Below are 23214 nucleotides of genomic sequence, written 5' to 3'. Positions count from 1 at the left end.
TGCAAATCGGATTGAAGCATCTTTAAACAACCTCGACAAGCCGCAAATTGAAATTGCGCGGGAAAAACTGTCTTGAGTTCCATTATGGAACGTCATTTGAAGGCTGTTTAACGAGATTTCATAACAGCTGTATGACGTAAAGGCGAAGACGTGGACAGCTTTGCAAAGCTATCCACGTCGCACGCAAGCGGGCCTGACGGAGAGTGTACAGGAACCGGCTTGTTATCAGCCGTCAGCAAAACTCTTCTGCACGCTCTTCGAATTTGGCATTTCGCCGGGAAGAGTAGATGAACGCGGCGAAGAACATAACAGTCATCAGCAGAACGATTGTTGGAGCGGGTGCGCTGTCGATAAAAAAAGACAGATAGACACCGAAGAAGGATGCGCTGACTGCAATTGTCACGGCGAGCAGCATCATGGTGCTGAACTTGCGTGTGAGCAGAAACGCAATTGCACCTGGCGCAATCAACATGGCAATGGCCAGAATGATACCTACGGCTTTCAGAACGCCGACAATCGTCAGCGAAATCAGGCAAAGCAAACCGTAATGCAGAAGGCGGACCGGTAAACCGACCGCTCTGGCTTGTGCCGGATCGAAAGCGTGCAGCAGGAAGTCTCGCCATTTGACGACAAGAATGCCGGCGGTCAGTGCGGCGATAATGGCCGTTTCGATCAGGTCGCCGGATGTTATTCCGAGCATGTCGCCGAACAGGATATGATCGAGATGCACTGTCGAGCGGATCGCAACATAAAGAACCAGACCGAGGCCGAACATACCGGAGAATACGATGCCCATCACCGTATCCTGCTTAATACGGCTGTTTTCAGTGAGGTAGCCGGTTGCAAGGGCGCAGGCCATGCCCGCTACGAAGGCTCCGATCCCGAAAGGTATTCCAATGATATAGGCGACAACCACACCTGGAAGAACCGCGTGGCTGATCGCGTCACCCATCAATGACCAGCCCTTGAGGACCAGAAAGCACGACAGCAATGCTGTTGGTATCGCGATGAGCACGGAAATAGCCAGTGCATAGCGCATGAACTCGAACTGAAACGGCGAGGCCAGCATATCTAGAATGGTCATTGCTGGAACTCCCTGAGAGCAATTACAGCTTTGCGGCGTGCAGCCAGCAGTCCGTGTTTTGGAGCAAGCAAAAATACACTGAGGAAAACCAGCGTCTGGAGAACCACGATGATGCCTCCCGTCGCGCCATCCAGAAAATAGCTCACATAGGCACCTGTGAAGCTTGTGATGGCGCCGATAGCGACAGCAATCCATAGCAGTCGCGAAAATCGGTCGGTCAGCAGATACGCGGTTGCGCCGGGCGTCACTACCATGCAGATGACGAGAAAGGCGCCTACCGTCTGCATGGCGACGACAGTCGATGCCGACAGCAATGTGAAGAACATGATCTTCAACAGATTGGGCTTGAGACCAATCGAACGTGCATGGTTTTCATCGAAGAACACCACCATCAGGTCTTTCCACTTCAAAAGAAGAAGCGACAGAGAAACGAAGCCGATGATTGCCAACTGCAGCGTGTCTTCTGGCGTGATGGCGAGGATATTACCAAGAACGATGGTTTGAATGCTGACAGCCGTTGGCTTCAGCGAGATCATGAAGAGACCAAGCCCGAAGAACGACGAAAAGATCAGGCCGATGATCGCATCTTGGCGTCACGACACGAAAGTGGCGAATCTGTCCGACTTTTAAGAACGTATCCGGAACTCAGGTTGGTTTGACCGTGGTTGTCGTTGCTTTTTCGGCCTTGAGAGCTTCGTAGAGGGCGGTTTTCCCTATTTTCACGCGGGCCGCGGCTTCCCGGACGTTCAAACCGGCCGCCAGATGCTGGCGGGCTTTGGCAAGTTTGTCCGGGGTTACGACGACTTGTCGGCCACCGCGTCGGCCGCGTTCCTCTGCGGCTTGCAGACCGGCACGTGTTCGTTCCCGGATCAGATCGCGCTCGAACTGTGCCAGCGCGCCGAACAGGTGGAAGACCAGGCGACCGCCGGATGTCGTGGTGTCGATGTTTTCGGTGATGGATCGGAAGCCGACGCCTTTGGCCTCCAGTTCGGTGATGATCTCGATGAGGTGCTTCATCGACCGGCCGAGGCGGTCGAGCTTCCAGACTGTGAGCGTGTCGCCGTCGCGAACGTAGCGGATCGCCTCAGCCAATCCGGGGCGGTCAGTCTTCACGCCGGATGCCTTATCCTCGAACAGCCTTTCACAACCTGCTTTGCGCAAAGCGTCGAGTTGCAGGGCGGTGTCCTGCTCGCCGGTGGAGACCCTTGCATAGCCGATAGAGGTCATGAGACGTGGTTTGTCCGTTTTTCCGTTGAATTCGGACATTGTCCGATTTGCCGTTTCATGACAAGGTTTGCGGACAAGAACTGTGGATGCCGCGAAACGTTCGTTTGTCGGACACGCATTTTCCGTTTCGCTGCACTCTCCGCGGCGAAACGGGAAGATCAGAGAATGGCGCGAAGAGCATTACTGAGCGAGGCATGGTGGCAACAGGCGACGATCATCCCGGATAACGAAAGGGAGATCGCCAAACATTACACGCTGGATCGATCGGATCTCGACCTGATCATGCGACAGAACAAGGCCTCGAACAGACTGGGCCTCGCCTGTGTTCTGGCCACGCTACGATACCCTGGCCGACCGCTTGCGGATGGCGAGGTCCTGCCGGCTGGCGTCTTACGATTTCTGGCGCGGCAGATCGGCGTCGATCACCATGAGATCGATCGTTATTTCGAGCGCCCACAGACGCGGCGCGAGCATCTGGCCCTGCTTTTCTACAGAATGCAGATGCGTCCGTTTGTGCCTTCGGACGTGCGGGCACTCACAGGCTGGCTGACACCTGCCGCGCAAACCCTGCGCCAGGCCGATGTATTGGCGGATATGGTCGTGGAAGAACTGCGACGCAGGAGAATTCTTTTGCCAGCGCGGCCAGCGCTCGAAGCCATCATTCATGTGGCAATCAGGCGCGGCATTCGTATTGCTCATCGGGCCTTGGCCGGCGGGATCTCAGAAGGCCAAAAGCTCGATCTGGACAAGCTTCTCGATCCGCGTGAGGGGACAAGCGTGACCATTCTTGCCTGGGCGAGAACGCCGGCATTGTCGCCAGCCGCCGTCAACCTCGACAGAATTGCCGAGCGCATTCGTTTTCTCCGGTCTCTGAACCTGCCGACGACGTTGATGGATCGAATTCCGGCCAAGGTCTTTGACGAATTTGCTGCAGAGGGGACGCGAATGAGCGCGCAGCATCTGCGCGACCTTAACACCGAACGCCGACATGCTGTCCTGGCTGCAACAGTGCTCCACCTTTCCCGCCATCTCACCGATTGCGCGATCGACATGTTCAAGAAACTCATGGGCATCCTGACGCGGCGAGCCAATAACCAGGCGGCTGCTCGCGTCACCCGATCCGTTCGGGAAGTGCAGACGCCGTTGAAGGACGTTTCAAAAGTCTGCCATGCGATCATCAAGGCCAGAGAGAAGGGTGAGGACATGGCCAAAGCGCTTGATCTGGTCATCCAATGGCCAGCTTTTGCAACCAGTGTCCAGGCGGTTGATACGCTGATCGCGCCGGATGTTATCGACGGTAAAATCGAAATGCTCCAGCGCTATCCGACGATCAGGAAACTGGCGCCACAGTTTCTCTCCACTCTCGTGTTCCGCGGTCACGCAGTGGCGGCGAACCTCTTGCGGGCGCTATCCGTGGTCGCGGGTCTATATCGTACGGGCAAAAGGACCATACCCGACAAGGCACCGATCTCCTTTGCGCCGAAGGGCTGGATGCCTCTCATACTCAAAGATGGAAAGATTGATCGCAGGGCTTATGAGCTTTGCCTTTTCAGCGAATTGAAGCGCCGGCTCGATGCGGGCGATATCTGGGTGGAAGGAGCCAAACGCTTCCAGTCTTTCGAAAGCTTTCTCATTCCCACGCCGACATTCGAGCTGATGCGTGAGGAAGGAGCGCTTCCAATCGCCGTTGATACCGATGTCGAGACTTATCTTCGCCAACAGCGCCAGCTGCTGAACGATGGACTGGCTGACCTCTCGCGTCTGGCCGCAGCCGGCGAGCTCGACGATGTAGAACTGACCGGGGCGGGGTTTAGCGTCACGCCGCACAAGGCTATGTTTCCGGATATCGCCAAGTCGCTGAAGCTAAAGGTGGAAAGCCGTCTGCCTGCGATCCGCATCACTGACCTTTTGCTCGAGGTTGACGCCCGAACGGAATTTTCGAACGCCTTTACCCATTTGCGCAGCGGTCGGACGGCCGACAACAAGCTTGCGCTCCTCACCGCCATCCTGGCGGACGGCATCAATCTCGGTCTCACGAGAATGGCGGACGTTTCCCCCGGCATTACGATGCGCCAACTCGCCTGGGCGCACGACTGGCATATTCGCGAGGAAGGTTACACGGCCGCGCACGCCATTCTCGTCAACGCCCAGAGGCAATTGCCTCTGGCAAGCTTGTGGGGCGATGGAACAACGTCATCCTCCGATGGCCAGTATTTTCCGGCGGGCGGACACGCCGAGGCGATCGGCGACCTCAACGGCCGCTATGGTCCCAACCCCGGCGCCAAATTCTACCGGTTCACCTCTGACCAGTACGGCGCTTTCTACATCATCGCCATGAATGCCAATGCGAGCGAAGCCATCTATGTCCTCGATGGACTGCTCTATCATGGCAGCGATCTCGCCATCGAAACCCACTATGTCGATACCGGCGGGGTAAGCGATATGAGCTTCGCCCTTTGCCATCTCGTTGGTTTCCAGATTGTGCCTCGGCTGCGCGGTCTCAAGGATCGCAAGCTCTATCTCTTCCCGGGCGACGCGCCTCCCGAAAACCTGGCGCCGCTCGTTGGCGAGCACATCAACGTCGAGCGGATCAAGGCAAACTGGAACGACATCCTGCGGCTGGTCACGACGATCCGTTCCGGGCAGGTTCGGCCTTCGACCCTGTTGGCAAAGCTGTCCGCATTCCCACGCCAGAACGGACTGGCGTTGGCGCTACGCGATCTCGGTCGCATCAATCGGTCCATCTTTCTGCCCCAGTGGTGGCAGAACCCCGAAATGCGCAGGAACGCGACGGCCGGCCTCAACAAGAGCGAATCCCAGAACACCTTGGCCCGCGCACTGTTCTTCAATCGCCTCGGAGAATTGCGCGACCGGACTTTCGAGAGCCAGTTCTACCGAGCATCTGGACTGAACCTGCTAATCAACGCCATCGTCTACTGGAACACACTCTATCTCGAACCGGCGTTCGCCGAGCTCAACCGCGAGGGCATTCCCACGCCGCTTGACATCATCAAACACATTACCCCACTCGGCTGGCAGCACATCAGTCTCACCGGCGATTACATCTGGACCCCAACAGACGGCGTTGATCTCAGGCCATTGCGGCGCGAAACATCTATCCTCGCAGCGTGATCACCATACGTTCTCAAAAGTCGGACAGATCCAACACTTTCGTGTCGTGACGCCATCTTCCTTCAGCTTTGTCCGCTGGTTGAGAAAAAGCATTGCCGCTGCAGCGAGGCCACCTGAAAAGAAGGCTCCAATGGAGAAGGGCAGTCCGAGCATATAGGCGCCAGCGACGCCGGGAACGATGGAATGTGAAAGGGCGTCGCCGATGAGCGACCAACCTTTCAGCATGAGATAAGCTGAAAGAAAGGCGCAGACACCGCCAACCAATGCCGAAACCCACATCGCATTCAGCATGTAGCTATAACTGAATGGCTCAAGCAATAGGGTCATTGTTCCTGGCTCCGTTTGCTGGTGGCGGAGTCCTCACCTTCATAAACAACGAACGGGCGTTCATCGTCTGTGATAACACTGACTGCAGCCCGACCTGAACGATCGGTCGCGCCGAGTACGAGATGGCGCAACACCCCGCCGAAAGCCTTTTCGAGATTTGCCTGTGTGAACACTTCAGCGGTCAGTCCGTAGTCAAGAACCGTTCGTTTCAACAATACCGTTCGGTCGCAGAATTCAGGAACACTGCCGAGATTGTGCGTCGAAACCAGCATCACGCGCCCCTCATTTCGCAAACTGCGAAGAAGCGTGATGATCGCTTCTTCGGTCTTTACATCTACACCAGTGAAGGGTTCGTCCAGAAGAATGACGCGCCCGTCTTGTGCGAGTGCTCGCGCGAGAAACACCCGTTTCTTTTGTCCACCCGAAAGTTCCCCGATCTGCCGATGGCGAAACTCAAGCATATTCACGCGAGCAAGCGCTTTCTCTACTGCTTCCTTGTCAGAGCGGCGCGGGATGCGCATCATGCCCATGTGGCCATAGCGGCCCATCATGACGACATCTTCGACGAGAACCGGAAAGTTCCAGTCAACGTCCTCACTTTGTGGGACATAAGCCACAAAGTTCTTCTTGAGCGCAGTTCCAACCGGCATTCCGAGAATGGATATCTCGCCCTTGGCGAGCCTCACAAACCCCATGATCGCCTTGAAGAGGGTCGACTTGCCGGACCCATTGATGCCGACGAGCGCTGTAATCGTTCCGGTTGGGATTGCGAAACTTGCATTGTGCAGAGCCGTATGACCGTTGCGGTATGTGACGGTCGCCTCCCTCACATGGATACCATCGGTCGCGCTCTTATTCGGCGCGACGGAGGTCTTTGCGTGAAGGTCCACGTGAGCATTCATTGTTTGAGGCCTTCAGCAATCGTACCCGAAGTGACCTTCAAGAGGTCGATATAAGTTGGTACGGGGCCATCAGGTTCTGAAAGGGAATCGACATAAAGAACGCCGGCATATTTTGCGCCGGTTTCGCGGGCCACCTGCTCGGCTGGAGCAGGGGAGACGGTGCTCTCCGAGAAGACAGCCGTAATGCCGTTTTCACGTACCGCATCGATCACCTTTCGCACCTGTTGAGGAGTACCTTGCTGGTCGGCATTGATTGGCCAGAGATAAAGCTCCTTCAGACCGAAATCCCGCGCGAGATAGGAAAATGCACCTTCACTGGAAACAAGCCAGCGCTTGTCTTCTGGAATAGCCATCAGTTCAGCTCGGATGGGATCGATTGTGGCCCTAATCTTCGCCTTGTAAGTCTCGGCATTGGCCTTGTAGATATCAGCGTTTTGGGGATCGTTTTTAACGAATGCATCTCGTATATTATCGACATAGATTAGAGCCGCATTGGGCGACATCCATGCGTGCGGGTTTGGCTTGCCGCTATAAGGCCCTTCGCTAATATCGATCGGCTCAACACCGTCAGAGACAACTACACTCGGAATGTCTTTGAGACGTGAGAAGAATTTTTCGAACCATAGTTCCAGCCCAAGACCATTCCAGAGAACCAGTTTGGCATCCTGCGCTTTGATCAGGTCGCCGGGGGTTGGCTGATAGTTATGAATCTCTGCACCCGGCTTCGTGATCGACTCAACCGTTGCGGCGTCGCCAGCAACGTTCTGGGCAATATCAGCGATAACGGTAAATGTCGTCACAGCTTTGAATTTCTCCGCAAAAGCAGCATTGGCGCTCGTCCAGAGAAACGCTCCACTTATGAGGCTGAGAGCCGTTGTTCGCAATATACGTTGCAGCATAGTTTAATCCTTATTGCTAATCAGTTGCAGCTGCATAACTGATCACTGTTCTGCAAGCAAGTGCTATTGCAAATCATTTGCATTAAATGATCGACATTCAATACGCAGAATTCCGATTGCAAATCAAAAATACACGTATAGATTGTATAAAAGTGCAGCCTTTGAACTTGGGTGCAGTGTATTTCTAGATAAGCAAAAAGCGATGGAACAATTGCAAAAATTTTATGGGAGTTGCGGGTTTTTAGTTTTCGTTTTCAGGTGGTTCGACTGAAGTGATGAAGGGCTTAGCGATTGATTGTCGTTGATTGTTTCAGCAAAACAGGAATTTTAGGGGAGGGCTCTATGGATGCACAGAGGAGTGTGACGAGGTGCGGTTTGACATGCACTACCACCCCGATCGGACTAGCGACATATCGCGGAAATGAGACGACGATCATTATCCTTCGAGAATATGCGCGCAACCTAAGATGGTTCTCTTCTGTGCCGACGGATGAAACGTCTAGCTGTTCAGCCGGAACCGTTTTCATCATTCCGGCTTCGACGGATTTATCAATCAACTGGTCCGAGCCGGTGGAAATAATAATCGGGCAACTTGATGGGTGGGTTCTGCAGGACTTCCTTCTGGAAAATTCATTCTTCGGAAGAGTTGATGACAATGGGAGCGTTTTAAGATCGTTATGCAAAGAGTGCCTACCAATATCCCATATGATCTGGGATGAAATTTGCCAGCGCGACGGACACGACAAATCCTATCTGAATGCTCTCAGCTTGGTTCTGATGCACACGATAGCGCGCGGCGTGCGGAACGATCGCATTTTAATCGATAGTAAAGCCGGGTTAAGCAAGCTGGCGCGCCAACAGATCGAAATTTATCTCAACCAGAATCTTCGTAGATCTCTTTCGGTTCCTGATATGGCCGCATTCTTAGGAATTTCAGCAGGGCATTTTTCAACGTGTTTTCGAGTCAGTTTTGGGCAGACGCCTCATCAGTATCTGCTGGGGCTGAGGCTCGATGAGGCTGAGCGGTGCCTTAAAGAGACATCAATGCCAATAAGCGAGATTGCGCGTCATTTGAATTTTTCCAGCCAAAGTCATTTAACGACAGCCTTACGGAAGCATCGTCAGCTGACGCCCGGTGAACTGAGGAGGTAAAATTTAAAAGGATAAATCATTATATACTCAATGATTTTTGGCATAGTTATGATTTTTATCAAATAATATTTACTCAATATAATTATTACTTGATTTTCGTTTGATCCATTTGCGCCAAATGTGAACTTCACTTCTGCGACGCCAACGGCGAACGCGGTGAGAGTCGTGTGAAAGGACGATGAGTCCGAGTGGGAGCATCCAGAAACCGAGAATCGGAAGAAAACCAAGCGAACCGCCGATAACCAGTGAACCGCCAAGCATGCGACGCATCGCGACCGTTTGCGGGATAGGGATTCGCCTACCGAGAATCAGGATAGCTTTTTTTCGAGGTGTTTCGGCGTATTGATCACTCACAGGCGCATCTCTTAGACTGGTATGTTACAATTCACAGGAGAAAAACATCCCAGAGAATATAGGGTTTCGAGGACATAATGCAAAAAGATGAAAAAAAATGGATTTAGCCCTTTGCAAACACGAAATCCTTTTGCTATACGCCACCTCGCTGACGCAGCGAGCACCTGTTCCCCGGTAGCTCAGCGGTAGAGCAACCGGCTGTTAACCGGTTGGTCGCTGGTTCGAATCCGGCCCGGGGAGCCATCTACTTCTTGTAAGTAGCTGTCTTGTTTAGCGAAAATGATTTCGCGATAGTAGCTCCATTTTTCCTTACCCGTTTTTCTTAGCGCTCTTAAAGAGCCAAGCGATTAGATCTGAATTGCGACCGAATCAGCATCAGTCGTGGTGCCTTGATAATCATTAGATACCCGTGGTCACCACGCGAGTTATCTTCGAGTTTTGGTTTCCTTGCCTTGGTGAAAGGCGAGGGTTAGCGAGATCGTAGTAACTTGGCGATCTCGGCAGGATTCGAACCACCGACCATCGGCTTAGAAGACCGTTGTTCTGTCCAACTGAGCTACGGGACCAATAAGGGTACGGATCAACGCTTGCGCGGGGCGATGTATTTGTGCGCAGTGCCGCATAATCGTTCTCAAGCCGTGGCTTGGCAACAAAGGCGGGAACGAGGGAGCTTGGCGACCTCGAGTGCGTTCAGTCTCCGCTGTTATATAGTCCATGTAAAGACAGACTTCGTCTTCAGAAAGTTCAACGTTTCGATTCTGCGTCAATCAGCCAAGCGGGGAGAGCGGGCGCATCCTTTGGCGTAGGCAAGAGCGGGGTGCTTGATTGTGGCGGGTGAGGCGGCTGGGTGGCGCGAGCGGCTAAGCAAAGGCTTGTTCTGAATTTAGTACAGAATTCCATCTGCCGCAGCGTTCCTGTGGGTTTGATAATCTGAGGACCCTGTTGACTAAACGAAGCGTTCCAGTGTCAGGATATAGCCCCAGCCCGTGGATCGTTGCCTTGGGAAGTCATTGACCACACTATACCAATTCGCCTGCTATAGATCAGTTGCAAACCGCAGAATATCTTTCATCCGTGATGATCTCTACGTGAATGCAGGTTCACTCTTGCTAGTGCGTATTGAACCAAATCGTTCTCCACGCGTTGGTTATTTGTTTGTTAACCATAATTGGAGAGTGAACGATGCCTTGGTATTTTCGTCTCGAATCCGGATTCGCTGCGGCGTTTGTGCTAGCAGTCTGCGCTCATATGCTTATTCAACTAATTTGATAGTTGTATGAAGCGCCTCGAATAAGGTAGCTGCGGCTCTTGGTCGTGCCTATAAGTGTGACCTAATTGGACAGAACCTCGTGATCTTCCAATAGCGTTTTAATGGTCATGTGCGTACCATAGTACGAGAGCAATCGGATTTGTCTACTGCGTCAAATGCAATAACAACCATTGTTCTGCTCCAGCGTAGCAGGCGTACTTTACAATTTATGGGAATCGGCTTGCAACGAGATGCGACACGGCTAGCCACATCAATATAAGCTCGAATCTCTATAACCAGTTGATTTTATTATGGAAAATTTGGAGGCCTCGCCCGGAATCGAACCGGGGTGCAAGGATTTGCAGTCCTCTGCGTAACCACTCCGCCACGAGGCCTTCCGTAAAGCTATCGCCAAATCAGTTGGCAACGCCTTGGCCCGTTCCATTATTGATACAGATCGGCCTCGTCAAGCGGTTAGAGCCAAATGTAGAAAATTTCTACAGGGGTTTATTCGCATCCTTGTGGTTCACGGCTGCTCGTCTCGATCTGGCGGCATCTGAGGGCGCGCCAGATTGCCTCTAGAGAAAGTGTAGCCTGTTTCGACAGCATTTACGCCAAACTTGTTACGCAGCTGGTCGACGGCATTTTCGGCGACGGCGCGTTTGGTTGCCTGCGTATCCACAAGATCAGGCGGGTCGGCGCGCTCACTTGAGGAAAGTTCGCTAACTCCAATCCCAAGCAGTCGAAACCGTGTTCCATCCAGCTCCCTTTCAAGGAGTTGTACTCCTTGACGGAATATTCTGTCTGCAAGCTGGGTCGGATCGGAAAGCTGCCGATTGCGCGTACGCGATTTGAAATCATGTGTCTTCAGCTTCAGAACTACAATGCGCCCGGCTATTCCACCTGCTTTCAGCCGCCGCGAGACTTTTTCTGAAAGCGCGCGAAGAATCGGAACAAGATCGTTTGCTTCCGACAGGTCGTTATTAAATGTCGTCTCTGCTGAAACGCTTTTCATGTCGTGATCTGGCTCGACCCTGCGGCCGTCCAAGCCCCTGGATAAACGATAGAGACGCTGGCCCATAGTGCCATAGGCCTTCATAAGGGCTCCTTCTTCCATCGTCTGTAGTTGGCCAATAAATCGAATACCGTCGCTTTCCAGCTTGGCTGCAAAGGCTTTGCCGACGCCCCAGATGGCGTTGACCGGTCGATCCCGCAGAAAAGTTAGCGCTTCTGCTTCGCCGACGACAGAAAATCCCCGCGGCTTTTCGATATCGGATGCGACCTTCGCCAAAAATTTGCAATAAGAGAGCCCTATGGATGCCGAGATTCCAACTTCGTCTTCTACTCGCTTGGCAAATCGGGCGAGAACGGTGGCAGGTGGCGCCTTATGCAGGCGTTCTGTACCACTCAGGTCAAGAAAAGCTTCGTCAATTGACAGAGGTTCGACGAGTGGCGTCAGATCGCGCATCATCTGCCGTATTTCGCGGCCAACGCGAACGTATTTTTCCATATTGGGCTTGATGACGACGGCGTCAGGACATGCTTCAAGCGCCTTGAACATAGGCATGGCAGATCGGACGCCGTGAATACGAGCGAGGTAGCAGGCGGTTGATACAACACCGCGTTTTCCGCCGCCAATTATGAGTGGTTTGTCCCGCAGCTCCGGATTGTCCCGCTTTTCAACGGACGCGTAAAAAGCGTCGCAATCAATATGTGCGAGAGAGAGCTTATAAAGCTCTTTATGGCGCAGAAGGCGAGGGCTACCACATGCATGGCATCGCTTGCCTGTGTCCGATTTCTGCGGTGCAAGGCAATCGCGGCATACACCTTTTTCCGGATTGTTAGTTGCAATGGTGTCAACCATGAGGACGAACCGTCTGATGAACATAAAAGGAACATCCTTTTATAACATCGAAAGGTTGGAGTGCCACCGGGATATATGATGCGATTGGTCTTACACTTGACATTGCCGGGAATATCACCAAGTTTAGCATCATGAACAACCGTTTTGCATCCATACTCCATCGGGTCCATCCGATCACGGGATAGCTACCCTCGAGTTCTGCCTAGCGCAGGGGGACTCCGGGGGACGGTACGCCGCTTGTCCAACAGCGGATTTCAAATAAGCGCTTTCGCCAAAATCAATCTGAACAGCTTCGTGCCCAAACAGCGCGGAGACTTATTACCTTTCAACAGCAGTGAGCACTCGCCATGAGCGGAAAGAATCGCAAGAAGCCCAATATCGTTGTCAGCGAAATCGACTATGAACGCCTGATGGGGCTGGCCACCAATGTTTCGGAACGTCTCGAGGAGATCGCCGAGGAATTGATGGTTGAACTTGACCGCGCGAAAGTCGTACCCGCGAAGCGCTTGCCGCAAAATGTTATTCACATGGGTTCTACGGTTGAGTTTCGTTCCAATGACGGGCAAGAACGCCGGGTGACATTGGTGTATCCGGGCGAGGCAGATATTGCACAAGGCAAAATCTCAATTCTGACGCCGATTGGCACAGCCCTGATCGGCCTTGCACCTGGCCAGTCAATCTCCTGGACGGCACGCGACGGCAAGCAACATGAGCTGAACGTGTTGTCTGTTTCGAACGAAGCTAAGGAGGCTGTGGCACATCCTGCCGCTGAATAATCAATAAAAAGCCCGGGAACCCGGGCTTTTAGTACAATTGATCGGGGCGCGGAGCTAGAGATGCTGGTTTAGCCCCCCAGGCAAATACGCCAGAGCTTTTTCGATTGTTGTTGGGTCACGTCCTGCGTCTTCGCAGTAGCGCAGTAGTGTCGGCTCATGTGTCAGAAAAAACTGTAATACACCGGCTAGAAAGCCGGGTTCACGTGCTGCCTGCCTGATTGACGCGGCCTCAATGCCCGTTAGAGCGAGGAAGCGAGGCAGCAGATCCTTGTCTTGCGCCAGCCATGCCAACGCTTCGATAGCGATCGCTTCCGCATCCGCTTGGCTCATCAGCGTTTTCATGTGGTTTCTCCGTTTTTTCTGTTGCTTTGCCGAATGTGTAACTGCCGCTTAGTCGAGGAACAATGGAATTATTTGCCTTTCATCAATGAAATGAGGTTAAACTATCCGCAGTCTAAGAAGTGGGGACTTTCTGGCGGATAAGAAAATCGAGCAAATGCCGGGTTGCTGCAGGGAATAGGACCAAGGAATTTTCGATGCCGAAAAGCGTGATGATTGTCGAAGACAACGAACTCAATATGAAGTTGTTTCGCGATCTTATCGAAGCCAGCGGATATGAGACCATTCGAACGCGAAACGGGCTCGAGGCGCTCGACCTTGCGCGCGAACATCGACCTGATTTGATTCTCATGGACATACAACTTCCCGAGGTGTCGGGGCTGGAAGTCACAAAATGGCTGAAGGATGATGACGAGTTACGACACATTCCGGTTATTGCGGTAACGGCATTTGCCATGAAGGGGGACGAGGAACGCATTCGGCAAGGTGGCTGCGAAGCCTATATATCCAAGCCGATATCGGTGCCTCGTTTTATCGAAACTATCAAATCCTATCTGGGCGACGCTTAGCGGAAATTAGGGCGAGGGGCATCATGACTGCACGAATTCTCGTCGTTGACGATGTGGATTCCAATGTAAAGCTCCTCGAGGCAAGGCTGCTCTCCGAATATTATGAGGTTGTGACGGCTTATAGCGGTCCTGAAGCCATCGAGCTTTGCCTGGGTGGGCAGATTGACGTTGTCCTCCTCGACATACTGATGCCGGAGATGGACGGCTTCGAAGTATGTCGTCGCCTGAAGGACGATCCCCGGACATCCAATATTCCTGTTGTCATGGTGACGTCGCTCAATAGCGCCGAGGACAAGATTCGGGGCCTAGAAGCGGGTGCTGACGACTTTTTGTCGAAGCCGGTCAGCGATCTTCAGCTATTGTCACGTGTGAAGAGCCTGGCGCGGCTAAAACTGGTCTCTGACGAACTTTTTCAGCGGACGGGTACAGTTGCGGATGCGGAGGTGGAAACGCTGCTGGCAAGCAAGATAGGCGGGAATTATGCGGATAAAGATGAGGTGGCCCGCATTCTCGTTGTTGATGAAGATGAGCTCGCGGCGGCGCGCCTTCGTCTCATTCTAGGGGAGACCTATCGTGTCGATGTAGCCAGCGATGCCAACACCGCTTTGATCCGGGCGATAGATACGGATTACGACAGTATCGTCGTTTCAGCTAGTTTTACTTATTACGATCCGCTTCGTCTGTGTTCACAATTGCGGACCATAGAGCGCACAAGACTGGTGCCGATCATTCTCGTTGTACGGGAAGATGAGGGTGCGCTCGTGGTGCGTGCGCTGGAGCTTGGCGTAAATGACTATCTGATGCGCCCGCTTGAGAAGCTGGAGCTGTTTGCGCGCTTGCGAACCCAGATCAAACGGAAGTGCTACAACGACCTTTTGCGACAAAGCCTCAACCGCACCATCACCATGGCGGTTACGGATAGCCTCACAGGGCTGCATAACCGCCGTTATCTCGATACGCATATGTCTGTTCTGCTAACCCGCGCTATGGGGCGCGAGCGGCCATTGTCCGTCATCATGCTCGACTTCGATCATTTCAAACGGATCAATGACCAATACGGGCATGATGCCGGTGACGATGTTCTTCGTGAGTTTGCGACGCGTCTGCGCAAGAATATCCGTGGGATGGATCTCATGTGTCGCTACGGCGGAGAGGAATTTGTCGTGGTGCTGCCAGACAGCGATGTAGAGGCCGCTAGGGCTGTTGCCGAGCGGATTCGGATTGCAGTGTCGGACACGCCTTTCGCGGTCGCCAACGGCAAGCACAAGGTCAATCTGACCATCAGCATGGGGATCGCAGGGCTGAGACTGGTGGGGGATAGCGCTGACGCGCTTTTCTCCAGGACGGATGCGGCGCTTTATCAGGCGAAGAAAGCTGGCCGTAACCGTATCGTCTCGTCAGCCGCCTGAAGATTGAATCAAGGTTGGAAACAAAAAAGCCGTCTCATGAGAGACGGCTTTTTATTTCAATCGTCTTGTCGATGACGACCGGAAACGAATTACTTGATCTTCGTTTCCTTGAACTCGACGTGCTTGCGCGCAATCGGGTCGTACTTGGTCTTTGTCATCTTTTCCGTCATCGTGCGGCTGTTCTTCTTCGTTACGTAGAAGAAGCCGGTGTCAGCGGTCGACAAAAGCTTGATCTTGATCGTCGTAGCCTTGGCCATATCGAATTACCTGCTCTGTATCTTTGCCGGAGCATGATCTTGCCGAAAACCGGTTCCCAATCTTCGGGATCATGCTCAATGGATGGAAACCTCCAGCGATTCCGGTAATCTCATCCGGCAGCGGAAATTTGGCGCGACACTACGTATTGGCGGCGAAAAGTCAAGCCCGCTTCTTCCGTAAAAGCAGCCTTCCCGCCGCAAAGAGTGCATATGCGGCAAAAAACACGCCGAGAGTCATCGGGAATCCCTTCGGCCCCAGCATGTCCATGCCGACGCCAACGGCCTGCGGTCCTGCAAGCATGCCGATGGCATAGCAGAACACAAAGGCAGCATTGGCGGATGCCAGTTCGCGCCCTGTCAGTTCAGAACCGAGATGAGCAAGGCCGATTGTGTAGAGCCCAGCCACGACGCCACCCCAAAGGAACAGGATTGCCGCCATGAGATACCAGTGCTGCATGAGATAGGGCAGGGCGATCATACCTATCAGGCCCGTTGTCGCGCAGAAGAGCAGAAGTTTGCGGCGATCCGAAATGCGATCGCTGACAAGGCCTAATGGAATCTGCATCAGCACGTTGCCAAGGCCTATCATTGTAAGCAGAAGAGCCGCATCGGCTTCCGGATAACCAATACGCGCACCGAAGACTGGAAAGAGGGCAAAGCCACCGGTTTCCACAGCACCAAAGACAAAGACGGCCATGGTCGCGGTTGGAACGGCAAAAATGAAGGGCAGGAAGGGGACGTGTTCTCCCTCCTCAAAATCGGGGCTATCCCGCCACGCAAATGCAACCGGTATGAGGGCGATCATGATAATGACGAAGCCGACATAGAATGGCAGTCCACCCGTGCTGCCGATCTTCGAGAACAGCCAAGGTCCGAGTGCGAAGCCCAGCGAAAGCGAAGTGGAATAGATTCCGAGCACCAGCCCACGCTTTTCAGGTGGCGCGGACGCGTTGATCCAGTATTCGGACAGAACGAAAAGCACGGTCAATGCGAAATGCAAAACGATGCGTAGCGCGAACCAAGCCCACAGCGGTTGAAAGAAGTGGAAACCGAGAAAGGCTCCGCTTCCGATAATCAACATAAGGAATATCGCCTTGACCACGCCCAACCGCGCGGCGATAGGAGCGGCCAGCGGAGCGGCAACGATGGATGCCAGGCCTGCGACGGCCGTATTGGCGCCGATCAGGCTTGCGGAGTGACCACGACTTTCCAGGAGAACGCTTAGAAGCGGGATACCCAAGCCGATTGCGGCGCCAACCGCGCTGATCGTGGCTATGGCTGCAGCAAGCGAGCGCCAGTGCATCTGGCCCTCTGCCGGCCCACCGCCTGGTTCTTGCGGGACAAGATCGGCGGGTTGGATTTCTTTATTCATAGGTTTCAGATCACTTCGCGAACAAAGCGGCCGTGCCGCTTGCAATATTGCACCACTGGCAAGGTGGAAGGCAGTTCATGTTTGGTATCCGACAGAAGCACGCGGGCTTCTTTCAGGATAGCCTGAGTTATATGAGCGACATCGAGTTTATCGATTTGATCGATGGAAACCCAGTCCAGATCTTCCAATTCGCCACTGGGAACGAGTGATTGCCCGTCCAGCTCCGGTATATGATCGCGAAATGCGATAAAAAAGCGGGTATCGAAACGGCGAACATTGTCCGGCGGCGTGACCGCACGGGCAAAATAGCGCAGGCTGTTCAAGGCTGGCATCACGCCGTTATCAAGGAAGGCTGACCAGTCGCGATGTGTGGGTAATGCAATCGGAGCCGAAGTAGCTTGCCCGATGCGAAGGCCAGTCTCTTCAAAGGTTTCGCGGATGGCGCATAGGCCGAGTGCACGGGCGCGGCGCAGCGATGCACGGGCCCCCATGCCTGCGAGCAGCTTGGCAATATCATTATTATTCAGTTCAGCCGTAGCCGCGATAGCGCCGTCTACGGGATCGGCGCGTCCGCCAGGAAAAACAAACTTGCCGGGCATGAACGCAAGGCTGGCGTGGCGTCTGCCCATGAGAACACGCGGCTTGCCGCCCGACCTGTCTACAAGCAATAGGGATGCTGCGTCACGCGGACGCAATGCTTTTGCGGCTTTGACTGAAGAGTGGGGGAGCTGAACCATGGCGTTTATGGTGACCTTCAGGTCACATCGCCATATTCACCTTCGCCTTTACCCCCGAAGCCATGCATGTAGAGCGCCCATTGCAGGCCGATGGTCGCGCCCTTCATAGGTTGAAGAAGCAGCAGCGACATAATCACGGTCAACGGTCCCCATATCGCCATATGAGCCCAGAGTGGCAGATTGGTGGTTGCTTCCACGCCCATGAACGCGCCTACAATCACGTGTCCCACGATCAAAATAGTGAGGTACGCAGGAAGATCATCGGCACGTTGTTCTGTGTAGTCTTCGCCACACACGGAACATTGCGCAACTGGTTTCACAAACGAACGAAAAAGCTTTCCTTCACCGCAATGCGGGCAACGTCCGCGAAAACCGCGCCACATCGCTTCACCCAAAGGGCGTTTCGGGTGAGTGGCCTTGGGGTTTTCGCCACCGAAAACCTGTACATTTTGCGCGGAATTGGCCTCTAGCGTGCTCATCAGCGACCTCTTCTATTCTGACGCGGAATACCCGCGGGTTTACCCCTTCGCCCACGCATCGTCCGGCTTGCCTTATGATGCGAGCGGGTCGCCATTGGCAGAGGATGCGGTTCCGAAACCATCTCAAAACGAAGCGCGCCCGCAACGGGGAGCGCTTCTACAAGCCGAACCGTCACTGTATCACCAAGCCGGAAGCCTTTACCGCTCCGTTCACCGGCAATCGCATGGTTCGCTTCGTCATATAAATAGTATTCATGACCTAAAGTTGAAATGGGTACCAGCCCATCCGCGCCATATGTCGCAAGGTTCACGAAAAGACCGGCCCGCGTTACGCCCGTAACGCGCCCCTCATATTCATCTCCAAGATGTGCGGCGAGAAAATGTGCAATGAGACGGTCGACGGTTTCACGCTCGGCCAGCATGGCGCGACGTTCGGTCGAGGAGATGAGCGCGGAGATTTCTTCGAGATGCGCTTCCTCCTCTGTCGTTAGTCCATCACTTCCAAGGTTCAGCGCTTTGATCAGAGCGCGGTGTACGATGAGGTCGGCATAACGGCGGATCGGCGAGGTGAAATGCGCATAGCGGCTCAGATGCAGACCAAAATGTCCGATGTTATCGGGGCTATATTCCGCCTGGCTTTGTGTGCGCAGCACGACCTGATTGACCAGTTCTTGATGATCCGAGCCTTCAACGGCTTCAAGAATCCGGTTGAACTGAGCGGGCTGCAGTTCCGCACCCTTGGCAAGGTTCAGATCAAGCGTGCGCAGGAACTCGCGTAGGGTTTCCTGCTTGGCAAGCGCCGGTGCATCATGAATGCGGAAAATCAACGGCTGGCGGCGCGCTTCCAATGTTTCTGCGGCAGCGACATTCGCCTGAATCATGAATTCTTCGATGAGCTTATGCGCATCGAGCCGTTCCGGAACGATGACCTTGTCCACCTTCCCATCAGGCGTGAGCAAAATTTTCTTTTCCGGCAGGTCGAGTTCCAGCGGTTCGCGGGAATCGCGCCCGCGCTTCAGCGCGGCATAGGCGTTCCATAACGGTTTCAATATCCCGTCGAGAATAGGCTGGGCCTTGTCATCCGGCGCGCCGTCAATGGCAGCCTGCGCTTGCGAATAGCTGAGTTTCGCCGCCGATTTCATCATGATGCGATGGAATTTGTGCGATTTCTTGCGACCATCAGAAGCAAAAATCATACGAACGGCAAGAGCGGGGCGATCTTCAAGTTCACGAAGCGAACAGAGATTGTTCGAAATCCGTTCGGGCAGCATCGGCACGACCCTGTCCGGGAAATAGACCGAGTTACCGCGCTTCTGTGCTTCGCGATCAAGCGCGGAATCTGGGTGAACATAGGCGGCGACGTCCGCTATAGCCACGATGACAATCTGACCGCCTGGATTCTCTGGGTCCTTGTCCGGCTCGGCGTAAACCGCATCATCATGATCCTTGGCATCAGCCGGATCGATGGTCAGGAGCGGAATATCGCGCCAGTCTTCCCTGCCGTCCATCGTCGCAGGCTGGGCGGCTTCCGCCTCGTTCAGCGCTTCCGCCGGAAAAACATGCGGAATTTCATGCTCGTGAATGGCAATCATCGACAGGGCTTTTTCGCTGTCGATAGACCCGACCACTTGTCGAACCTTGCCGCGCGGCAATCCCTGACGACGCGAGGAGATCAGGTCGACTTCAACAAGATCGCCTGCTTCGGCATTTTCGAGCTGTGCCGGATCAAGCTGCACTTCCGGCTGCTTTCGGTTTACCGGATCAAGGCGCCATTCACCATTGCCAAGCTTGCGCACAATGCCCAGCACCGCATTTGTGCGGTGTTCGAGGCGCTTCATCACGCGAGCGGTATAATCCGGTCCGTCACGATCTTCATTGCGGAATATTTTTGCCAGAACGCGGTCACCCACGCCAACAGCCGGACCGCCTTCGGAGGCCTTGTTCAGCCGGGTGCGGCGGATCAGGACGACGGGAGGCTTGCCATAACCGGCTTCATCCCACTCCGATGGACGTGCCAGTAAACCGCCATCCTCGTCGCGCCCAGTGATATCAAGCACGGTAACTGCAGGCAGCGCACCAGGACGAGACAATTTGCGGGCGCGTTTTTCGACCAGGCCCTCGTCGGAGAGCTCGCGCAGGAGGTCTTTCAGATAGACCCGAGCATCCCCCTTGATGTTGAATGCTTTCGCCAATTCGCGCTTGCCTGCGTGGTCGGGGTTCTCCTCAATATATTTGAGAACTTCCTCGCGGCTTGGCAGGAACGCATTGGGATCGCTCCTTCCATCGGCAGATTTTGCTCTGGCTGCACGCCGTTCGGTCCGTGCGGATCGACCGGTATCGGATTTGGAAAAACGGCGTGCCAATTGCTACTCCTCTACCGCCTCGGCCTTGGACTTGGCTTTCGGCTTGGCTGTCGACTTGGCCTTTGCTGGTGCCTTTTTGGCCGCGGGTTTCTTTGCAGAGGCTTTCTTTTCAGCGCTGGCCGAAGCTTTGCGGGCAGGGGCTTTCTTGCTCTTGGAAGAACCAGCCTTTTCCGTAATCAGCTGCAGTGCTTCTTCCAGCGTGACACTCGCCGGGTCCTTGCCTTTCGGCAAAGTGGCGTTGACCTTGCCCCAGTTGACATAAGGCCCGTAGCGACCGTCGCGAACGGTGATCGTACCGCCTTCCGGATGGTCGCCAAGCGTCGCCAATGCAGCCGGTGTGGAGCGGCCACGACCGCCGCCCTTCGACTGTTTGTCGGCCAGAACGGACACAGCGCGATTGAGGCCGACGGAAAAGACTTCTTCGGCATTCTCCAGATTGGCAAATGTCCCGTCATGGCTGACATAGGGCCCATAGCGACCGATGCCGGCGGAGATCATCTTGCCGGTTTCTGGATGCTGACCGATGTCACGCGGCAGAGACAGTAGCGCAACGGCTTTCTCGTGGTCGAGTGAATCGACGGTCCAGCCTTTAGGGAGGCTGGCACGCTTTGCTTCCTTGCCCTCGCCGCGCTGGACATAGGGACCGAAACGACCAGTCCGTGCGGTGATTTCCTCCCCGGTGAATGGGTCCTTACCGAGTGATTTTGGTTCGTCAGCAGCTGCAGATTCGCCATTGGCGTCACCGCCGAGCTGGCGCGTATATTTGCATTCCGGATAGTTGGAGCAGCCGACGAATGCGCCGTATTTGCCAAGCTTCAACGACAGCATTCCTGTGCCGCAGGTCGGACACGAACGCGGATCACTGCCGTCTTCACGTGCAGGGAAGACCAGCGGCGCCAGTTCTTCGTTCAGCGCATCGAGAACATTGGTGACACGCAACTCCTTGATGTCATCGACATTACCGGAGAAATCGCGCCAGAAATCGCGCAGAACATCTTTCCAGGAAAGCTTGCCATCTGAAATAAGATCGAGCTTTTCCTCAAGGTCTGCCGTGAAATCATACTCCACATAACGCTCGAAGAAGCTTTCGAGGAAGGCGGTGACCAGACGCCCCTTTGGTTCTGGAATAAGCTTGCGCTTGTCTATCGTGATGTATTCGCGATCACGCAGCGTGGCCAGCGTCGCAGCATAGGTCGAAGGACGACCGATGCCGAGTTCTTCCATCTTCTTGATGAGCGAAGCTTCCGAATAGCGCGGTGGCGGTTCGGTCGAATGCTGGGTCGCATCGATCTTCTCGCGTGTCAGAGCTTCACCAGAGCGAATTTCCGGCAGCTTTGCACTATCCTCGTCGTCGTCCTCTTCCTCGCGATGATCCATATAGGCAGCGAGGAAGCCATCGAACTTCGTGACCGAGCCGTTGGCGCGCAGCATGGCTGAACGCGAGCCGTTGACAGCCTCGATATCGACGGTAGTGCGTTCGATATCGGCAGCCTGCATCTGGCTGGCAATGGCGCGTTTCCAGATCAACTCATAGAGCCGCGCCTGATCCTCATCGAGGTATCGACGCACATCCTTCGGGTGACGAGAAAAATCCGTCGGGCGGATGGCTTCGTGCGCTTCCTGTGCGTTCTTGGCCTTGCTGGAATAATAGCGCGGCTTTTCCGGCACATATTTTGCACCGAAGCTTTTGCCGATGGCGTCACGGGCTGCATTGATTGCTTCTGGAGCAATCTGCACACCGTCGGTACGCATATAGGTGATCAAACCGGCAGTTTCGCCGCCAATATCGACACCTTCATAAAGCCGCTGCGCCACCTGCATGGTGCGCGAGGCAGAAAAACCGAGTTGGCCAGACGCTGCCTGCTGTAGAGTCGAGGTGGTGAACGGCGGTCCCGGATTGCGTTTGGTCGGCTTTGCCTCGACGGAAAGAGCCTTGAAGCTTGCGCCTTCCAGCATGGTGCGAATGGCCGTTGCCTGTTCGCCATTCTTGATATCGAGTTTGCCGAGCTTCTTGCCGTCAACGGCAGTGAGGCGGGCAGTGAAACTGTCATCGCGTGGTGTCTTCAACAGCGCCGCGATGTTCCAGTATTCCTCACGGATGAAGCATTCGATCTCGGATTCGCGATCAGCGACGAGACGCAGGGCCACTGATTGCACACGACCAGCCGAGCGCGCGCCCGGCAGTTTCCGCCACAGAACAGGTGAGAGTGTAAAACCGACAAGGTAGTCGAGCGCACGGCGCGCAAGATAAGCGTCGACCAGAGGTTCGTCGATGTCGCGCGGATTGGCGATAGCATCGAGAACAGCCTTTTTGGTGATGGCATTGAAAGCCACACGCTTGACCGTCTTGCCCTTGAGCGCCTTTTTCTGATTGAGCACTTCAAGCACATGCCACGAGATGGCTTCACCTTCGCGATCCGGGTCGGTTGCGAGAATGATGCCGTCGCTGTCTTTCAGCGCTTTGACAATATCGGCAAGACGTTTGGAGGAATTGCTATCCACCTCCCACGACATTGCAAAGTCTTCATCAGGGCGAACCGAGCCATCTTTAGCTGGCAGGTCTCGCACATGACCGAACGAGGCCAGAACCTTATAGTTCGAGCCCAGATACTTATTGATGGTTCTGGCCTTGGCAGGCGATTCGACAACGACGACGTTCATTTAAAGCAGCCCAGATTCGCGCCCCATGGAGACAAAATATCTCCTCTCCGCGAGAAATTCGT

Annotated in this window: 18 protein-coding genes, 2 tRNA genes and 2 pseudogenes; 6 read left to right on the top strand and 16 right to left on the bottom strand. The window is 54.3% G+C overall.

Annotation, left to right across the window (positions count from 1 at the left end):
• Positions 1-232: 232 nt before the first annotated feature.
• The 3 genes and pseudogenes from MKS82_RS20265 to MKS82_RS20255 form a co-directional block, all read right to left on the bottom strand.
• Positions 233-1084, bottom strand: a complete 852-nt coding sequence (locus MKS82_RS20265) for a metal ABC transporter permease (RefSeq protein ID WP_109986559.1) — start codon at positions 1082-1084, stop codon at positions 233-235.
• Positions 1081-1677: pseudogene (locus MKS82_RS20260) on the bottom strand (metal ABC transporter permease); the annotation flags it as partial. The gene MKS82_RS20265 and the pseudogene MKS82_RS20260, both read right to left, overlap by 4 nt.
• 52 nt (positions 1678-1729) lie before the next feature.
• The gene (locus MKS82_RS20255) at positions 1730-2311 is read right to left on the bottom strand and encodes a recombinase family protein (protein ID WP_109614887.1); all 582 of its coding nucleotides are present in this window, start codon (positions 2309-2311) and stop codon (positions 1730-1732) included.
• A 165-nt stretch (positions 2312-2476) separates the two neighbouring features.
• On the opposite strand from MKS82_RS20255, the gene MKS82_RS20250 reads away from it, so the two are divergent.
• Positions 2477-5443, top strand: coding sequence for a Tn3 family transposase (locus MKS82_RS20250; RefSeq protein WP_109614870.1), 2967 nt, complete (start codon positions 2477-2479; stop codon positions 5441-5443).
• A gap of 48 nt (positions 5444-5491) precedes the next feature.
• Here the strand turns inward: MKS82_RS20250 and sitC are convergent.
• The 3 genes and pseudogenes from sitC to MKS82_RS20235 all read right to left on the bottom strand — a co-directional run.
• Positions 5492-5770: pseudogene (gene sitC, locus MKS82_RS20245) on the bottom strand (iron/manganese ABC transporter permease subunit SitC); the annotation flags it as partial.
• Entirely contained in the window at positions 5767-6672 is a 906-nt protein-coding gene (locus tag MKS82_RS20240; protein ID WP_240579202.1) for a manganese/iron ABC transporter ATP-binding protein, read from the bottom strand. The gene MKS82_RS20240 and the pseudogene sitC, both read right to left, overlap by 4 nt.
• On the bottom strand, positions 6669-7571 hold the full coding sequence (locus MKS82_RS20235; protein ID WP_109986561.1) for a metal ABC transporter substrate-binding protein: 903 nt from the start codon (positions 7569-7571) through the stop codon (positions 6669-6671). Before MKS82_RS20235 ends, MKS82_RS20240 begins: the two co-directional genes overlap by 4 nt.
• Before the next feature lie 342 nt (positions 7572-7913).
• On the opposite strand from MKS82_RS20235, the gene MKS82_RS20230 reads away from it, so the two are divergent.
• Complete coding sequence (locus MKS82_RS20230; protein ID WP_109986562.1) at positions 7914-8723, top strand: helix-turn-helix domain-containing protein; 810 nt, start codon at positions 7914-7916, stop codon at positions 8721-8723.
• A gap of 69 nt (positions 8724-8792) precedes the next feature.
• On the opposite strand, the gene MKS82_RS20225 is transcribed toward MKS82_RS20230, so the two are convergent.
• Positions 8793-9077 (bottom strand): hypothetical protein, encoded by a 285-nt coding sequence (locus MKS82_RS20225; protein ID WP_109986563.1) that lies wholly within the window; start codon positions 9075-9077, stop codon positions 8793-8795.
• Between the two features lie 168 nt (positions 9078-9245).
• Between MKS82_RS20225 and MKS82_RS20220 the strand changes: the two genes are divergently transcribed.
• A tRNA-Asn gene (locus tag MKS82_RS20220) sits at positions 9246-9320 on the top strand.
• 1327 nt (positions 9321-10647) lie between these two features.
• Here MKS82_RS20220 and MKS82_RS20215 read toward each other — a convergent pair.
• Both MKS82_RS20215 and MKS82_RS20210 read right to left on the bottom strand, forming a co-directional pair.
• Positions 10648-10721, bottom strand: a tRNA-Cys gene (locus tag MKS82_RS20215).
• Between the two features lie 131 nt (positions 10722-10852).
• On the bottom strand, positions 10853-12190 hold the full coding sequence (locus MKS82_RS20210; RefSeq protein WP_109986651.1) for a DNA polymerase IV: 1338 nt from the start codon (positions 12188-12190) through the stop codon (positions 10853-10855).
• A gap of 347 nt (positions 12191-12537) precedes the next feature.
• Between MKS82_RS20210 and rnk the strand changes: the two genes are divergently transcribed.
• Positions 12538-12966, top strand: a complete 429-nt coding sequence (gene rnk / locus MKS82_RS20205; RefSeq protein WP_109986564.1) for a nucleoside diphosphate kinase regulator — start codon at positions 12538-12540, stop codon at positions 12964-12966.
• Positions 12967-13020: 54 nt separating this feature from the next.
• Here rnk and MKS82_RS20200 read toward each other — a convergent pair whose 3' ends face one another.
• Positions 13021-13308: a DUF3572 domain-containing protein gene (locus MKS82_RS20200; protein ID WP_109986565.1), complete on the bottom strand. Its 288-nt coding sequence runs from the start codon at positions 13306-13308 to the stop codon at positions 13021-13023.
• Between the two features lie 194 nt (positions 13309-13502).
• Between MKS82_RS20200 and MKS82_RS20195 the strand changes: the two genes are divergently transcribed.
• Together MKS82_RS20195 and MKS82_RS20190 are read left to right on the top strand one after the other, a co-directional pair.
• Complete coding sequence (locus MKS82_RS20195; protein WP_010658876.1) at positions 13503-13874, top strand: response regulator; 372 nt, start codon at positions 13503-13505, stop codon at positions 13872-13874.
• 23 nt (positions 13875-13897) lie between these two features.
• Positions 13898-15283, top strand: a complete 1386-nt coding sequence (locus MKS82_RS20190; RefSeq protein WP_109986566.1) for a PleD family two-component system response regulator — start codon at positions 13898-13900, stop codon at positions 15281-15283.
• Between the two features lie 89 nt (positions 15284-15372).
• On the opposite strand, the gene rpmG is transcribed toward MKS82_RS20190, so the two are convergent.
• From rpmG to topA, 6 genes are all read right to left on the bottom strand, one after another.
• Positions 15373-15540 carry a 50S ribosomal protein L33 gene (gene rpmG, locus MKS82_RS20185; RefSeq protein WP_002966024.1) on the bottom strand — a complete coding sequence of 56 codons (168 nt, stop codon included), beginning with the start codon at positions 15538-15540 and terminating at the stop codon, positions 15373-15375.
• A 160-nt stretch (positions 15541-15700) separates the two neighbouring features.
• Positions 15701-16843 (bottom strand): MFS transporter, encoded by a 1143-nt coding sequence (locus MKS82_RS20180; protein WP_109986652.1) that lies wholly within the window; start codon positions 16841-16843, stop codon positions 15701-15703.
• A gap of 74 nt (positions 16844-16917) precedes the next feature.
• On the bottom strand, positions 16918-17649 hold the full coding sequence (locus MKS82_RS20175; protein WP_181394238.1) for an NUDIX hydrolase: 732 nt from the start codon (positions 17647-17649) through the stop codon (positions 16918-16920).
• Positions 17650-17666: 17 nt separating this feature from the next.
• Positions 17667-18128: a DUF983 domain-containing protein gene (locus MKS82_RS20170; protein ID WP_240579201.1), complete on the bottom strand. Its 462-nt coding sequence runs from the start codon at positions 18126-18128 to the stop codon at positions 17667-17669.
• Entirely contained in the window at positions 18128-20491 is a 2364-nt protein-coding gene (gene rnr / locus MKS82_RS20165; protein WP_109986569.1) for a ribonuclease R, read from the bottom strand. Before rnr ends, MKS82_RS20170 begins: the two co-directional genes overlap by 1 nt.
• Positions 20492-20494: 3 nt before the next feature.
• Positions 20495-23152: a type I DNA topoisomerase gene (gene topA, locus MKS82_RS20160; RefSeq protein WP_109986570.1), complete on the bottom strand. Its 2658-nt coding sequence runs from the start codon at positions 23150-23152 to the stop codon at positions 20495-20497.
• Positions 23153-23214: the final 62 nt, after the last annotated feature.

Origin of the sequence: Ochrobactrum sp. A-1, assembly GCF_022488005.1 — a bacterium.
Taxonomy (GTDB): domain Bacteria; phylum Pseudomonadota; class Alphaproteobacteria; order Rhizobiales; family Rhizobiaceae; genus Brucella.
The sequence above is the reverse complement of the archived record's forward strand: the minus strand, read 5'-3'. Positions and strand labels throughout refer to the sequence as shown.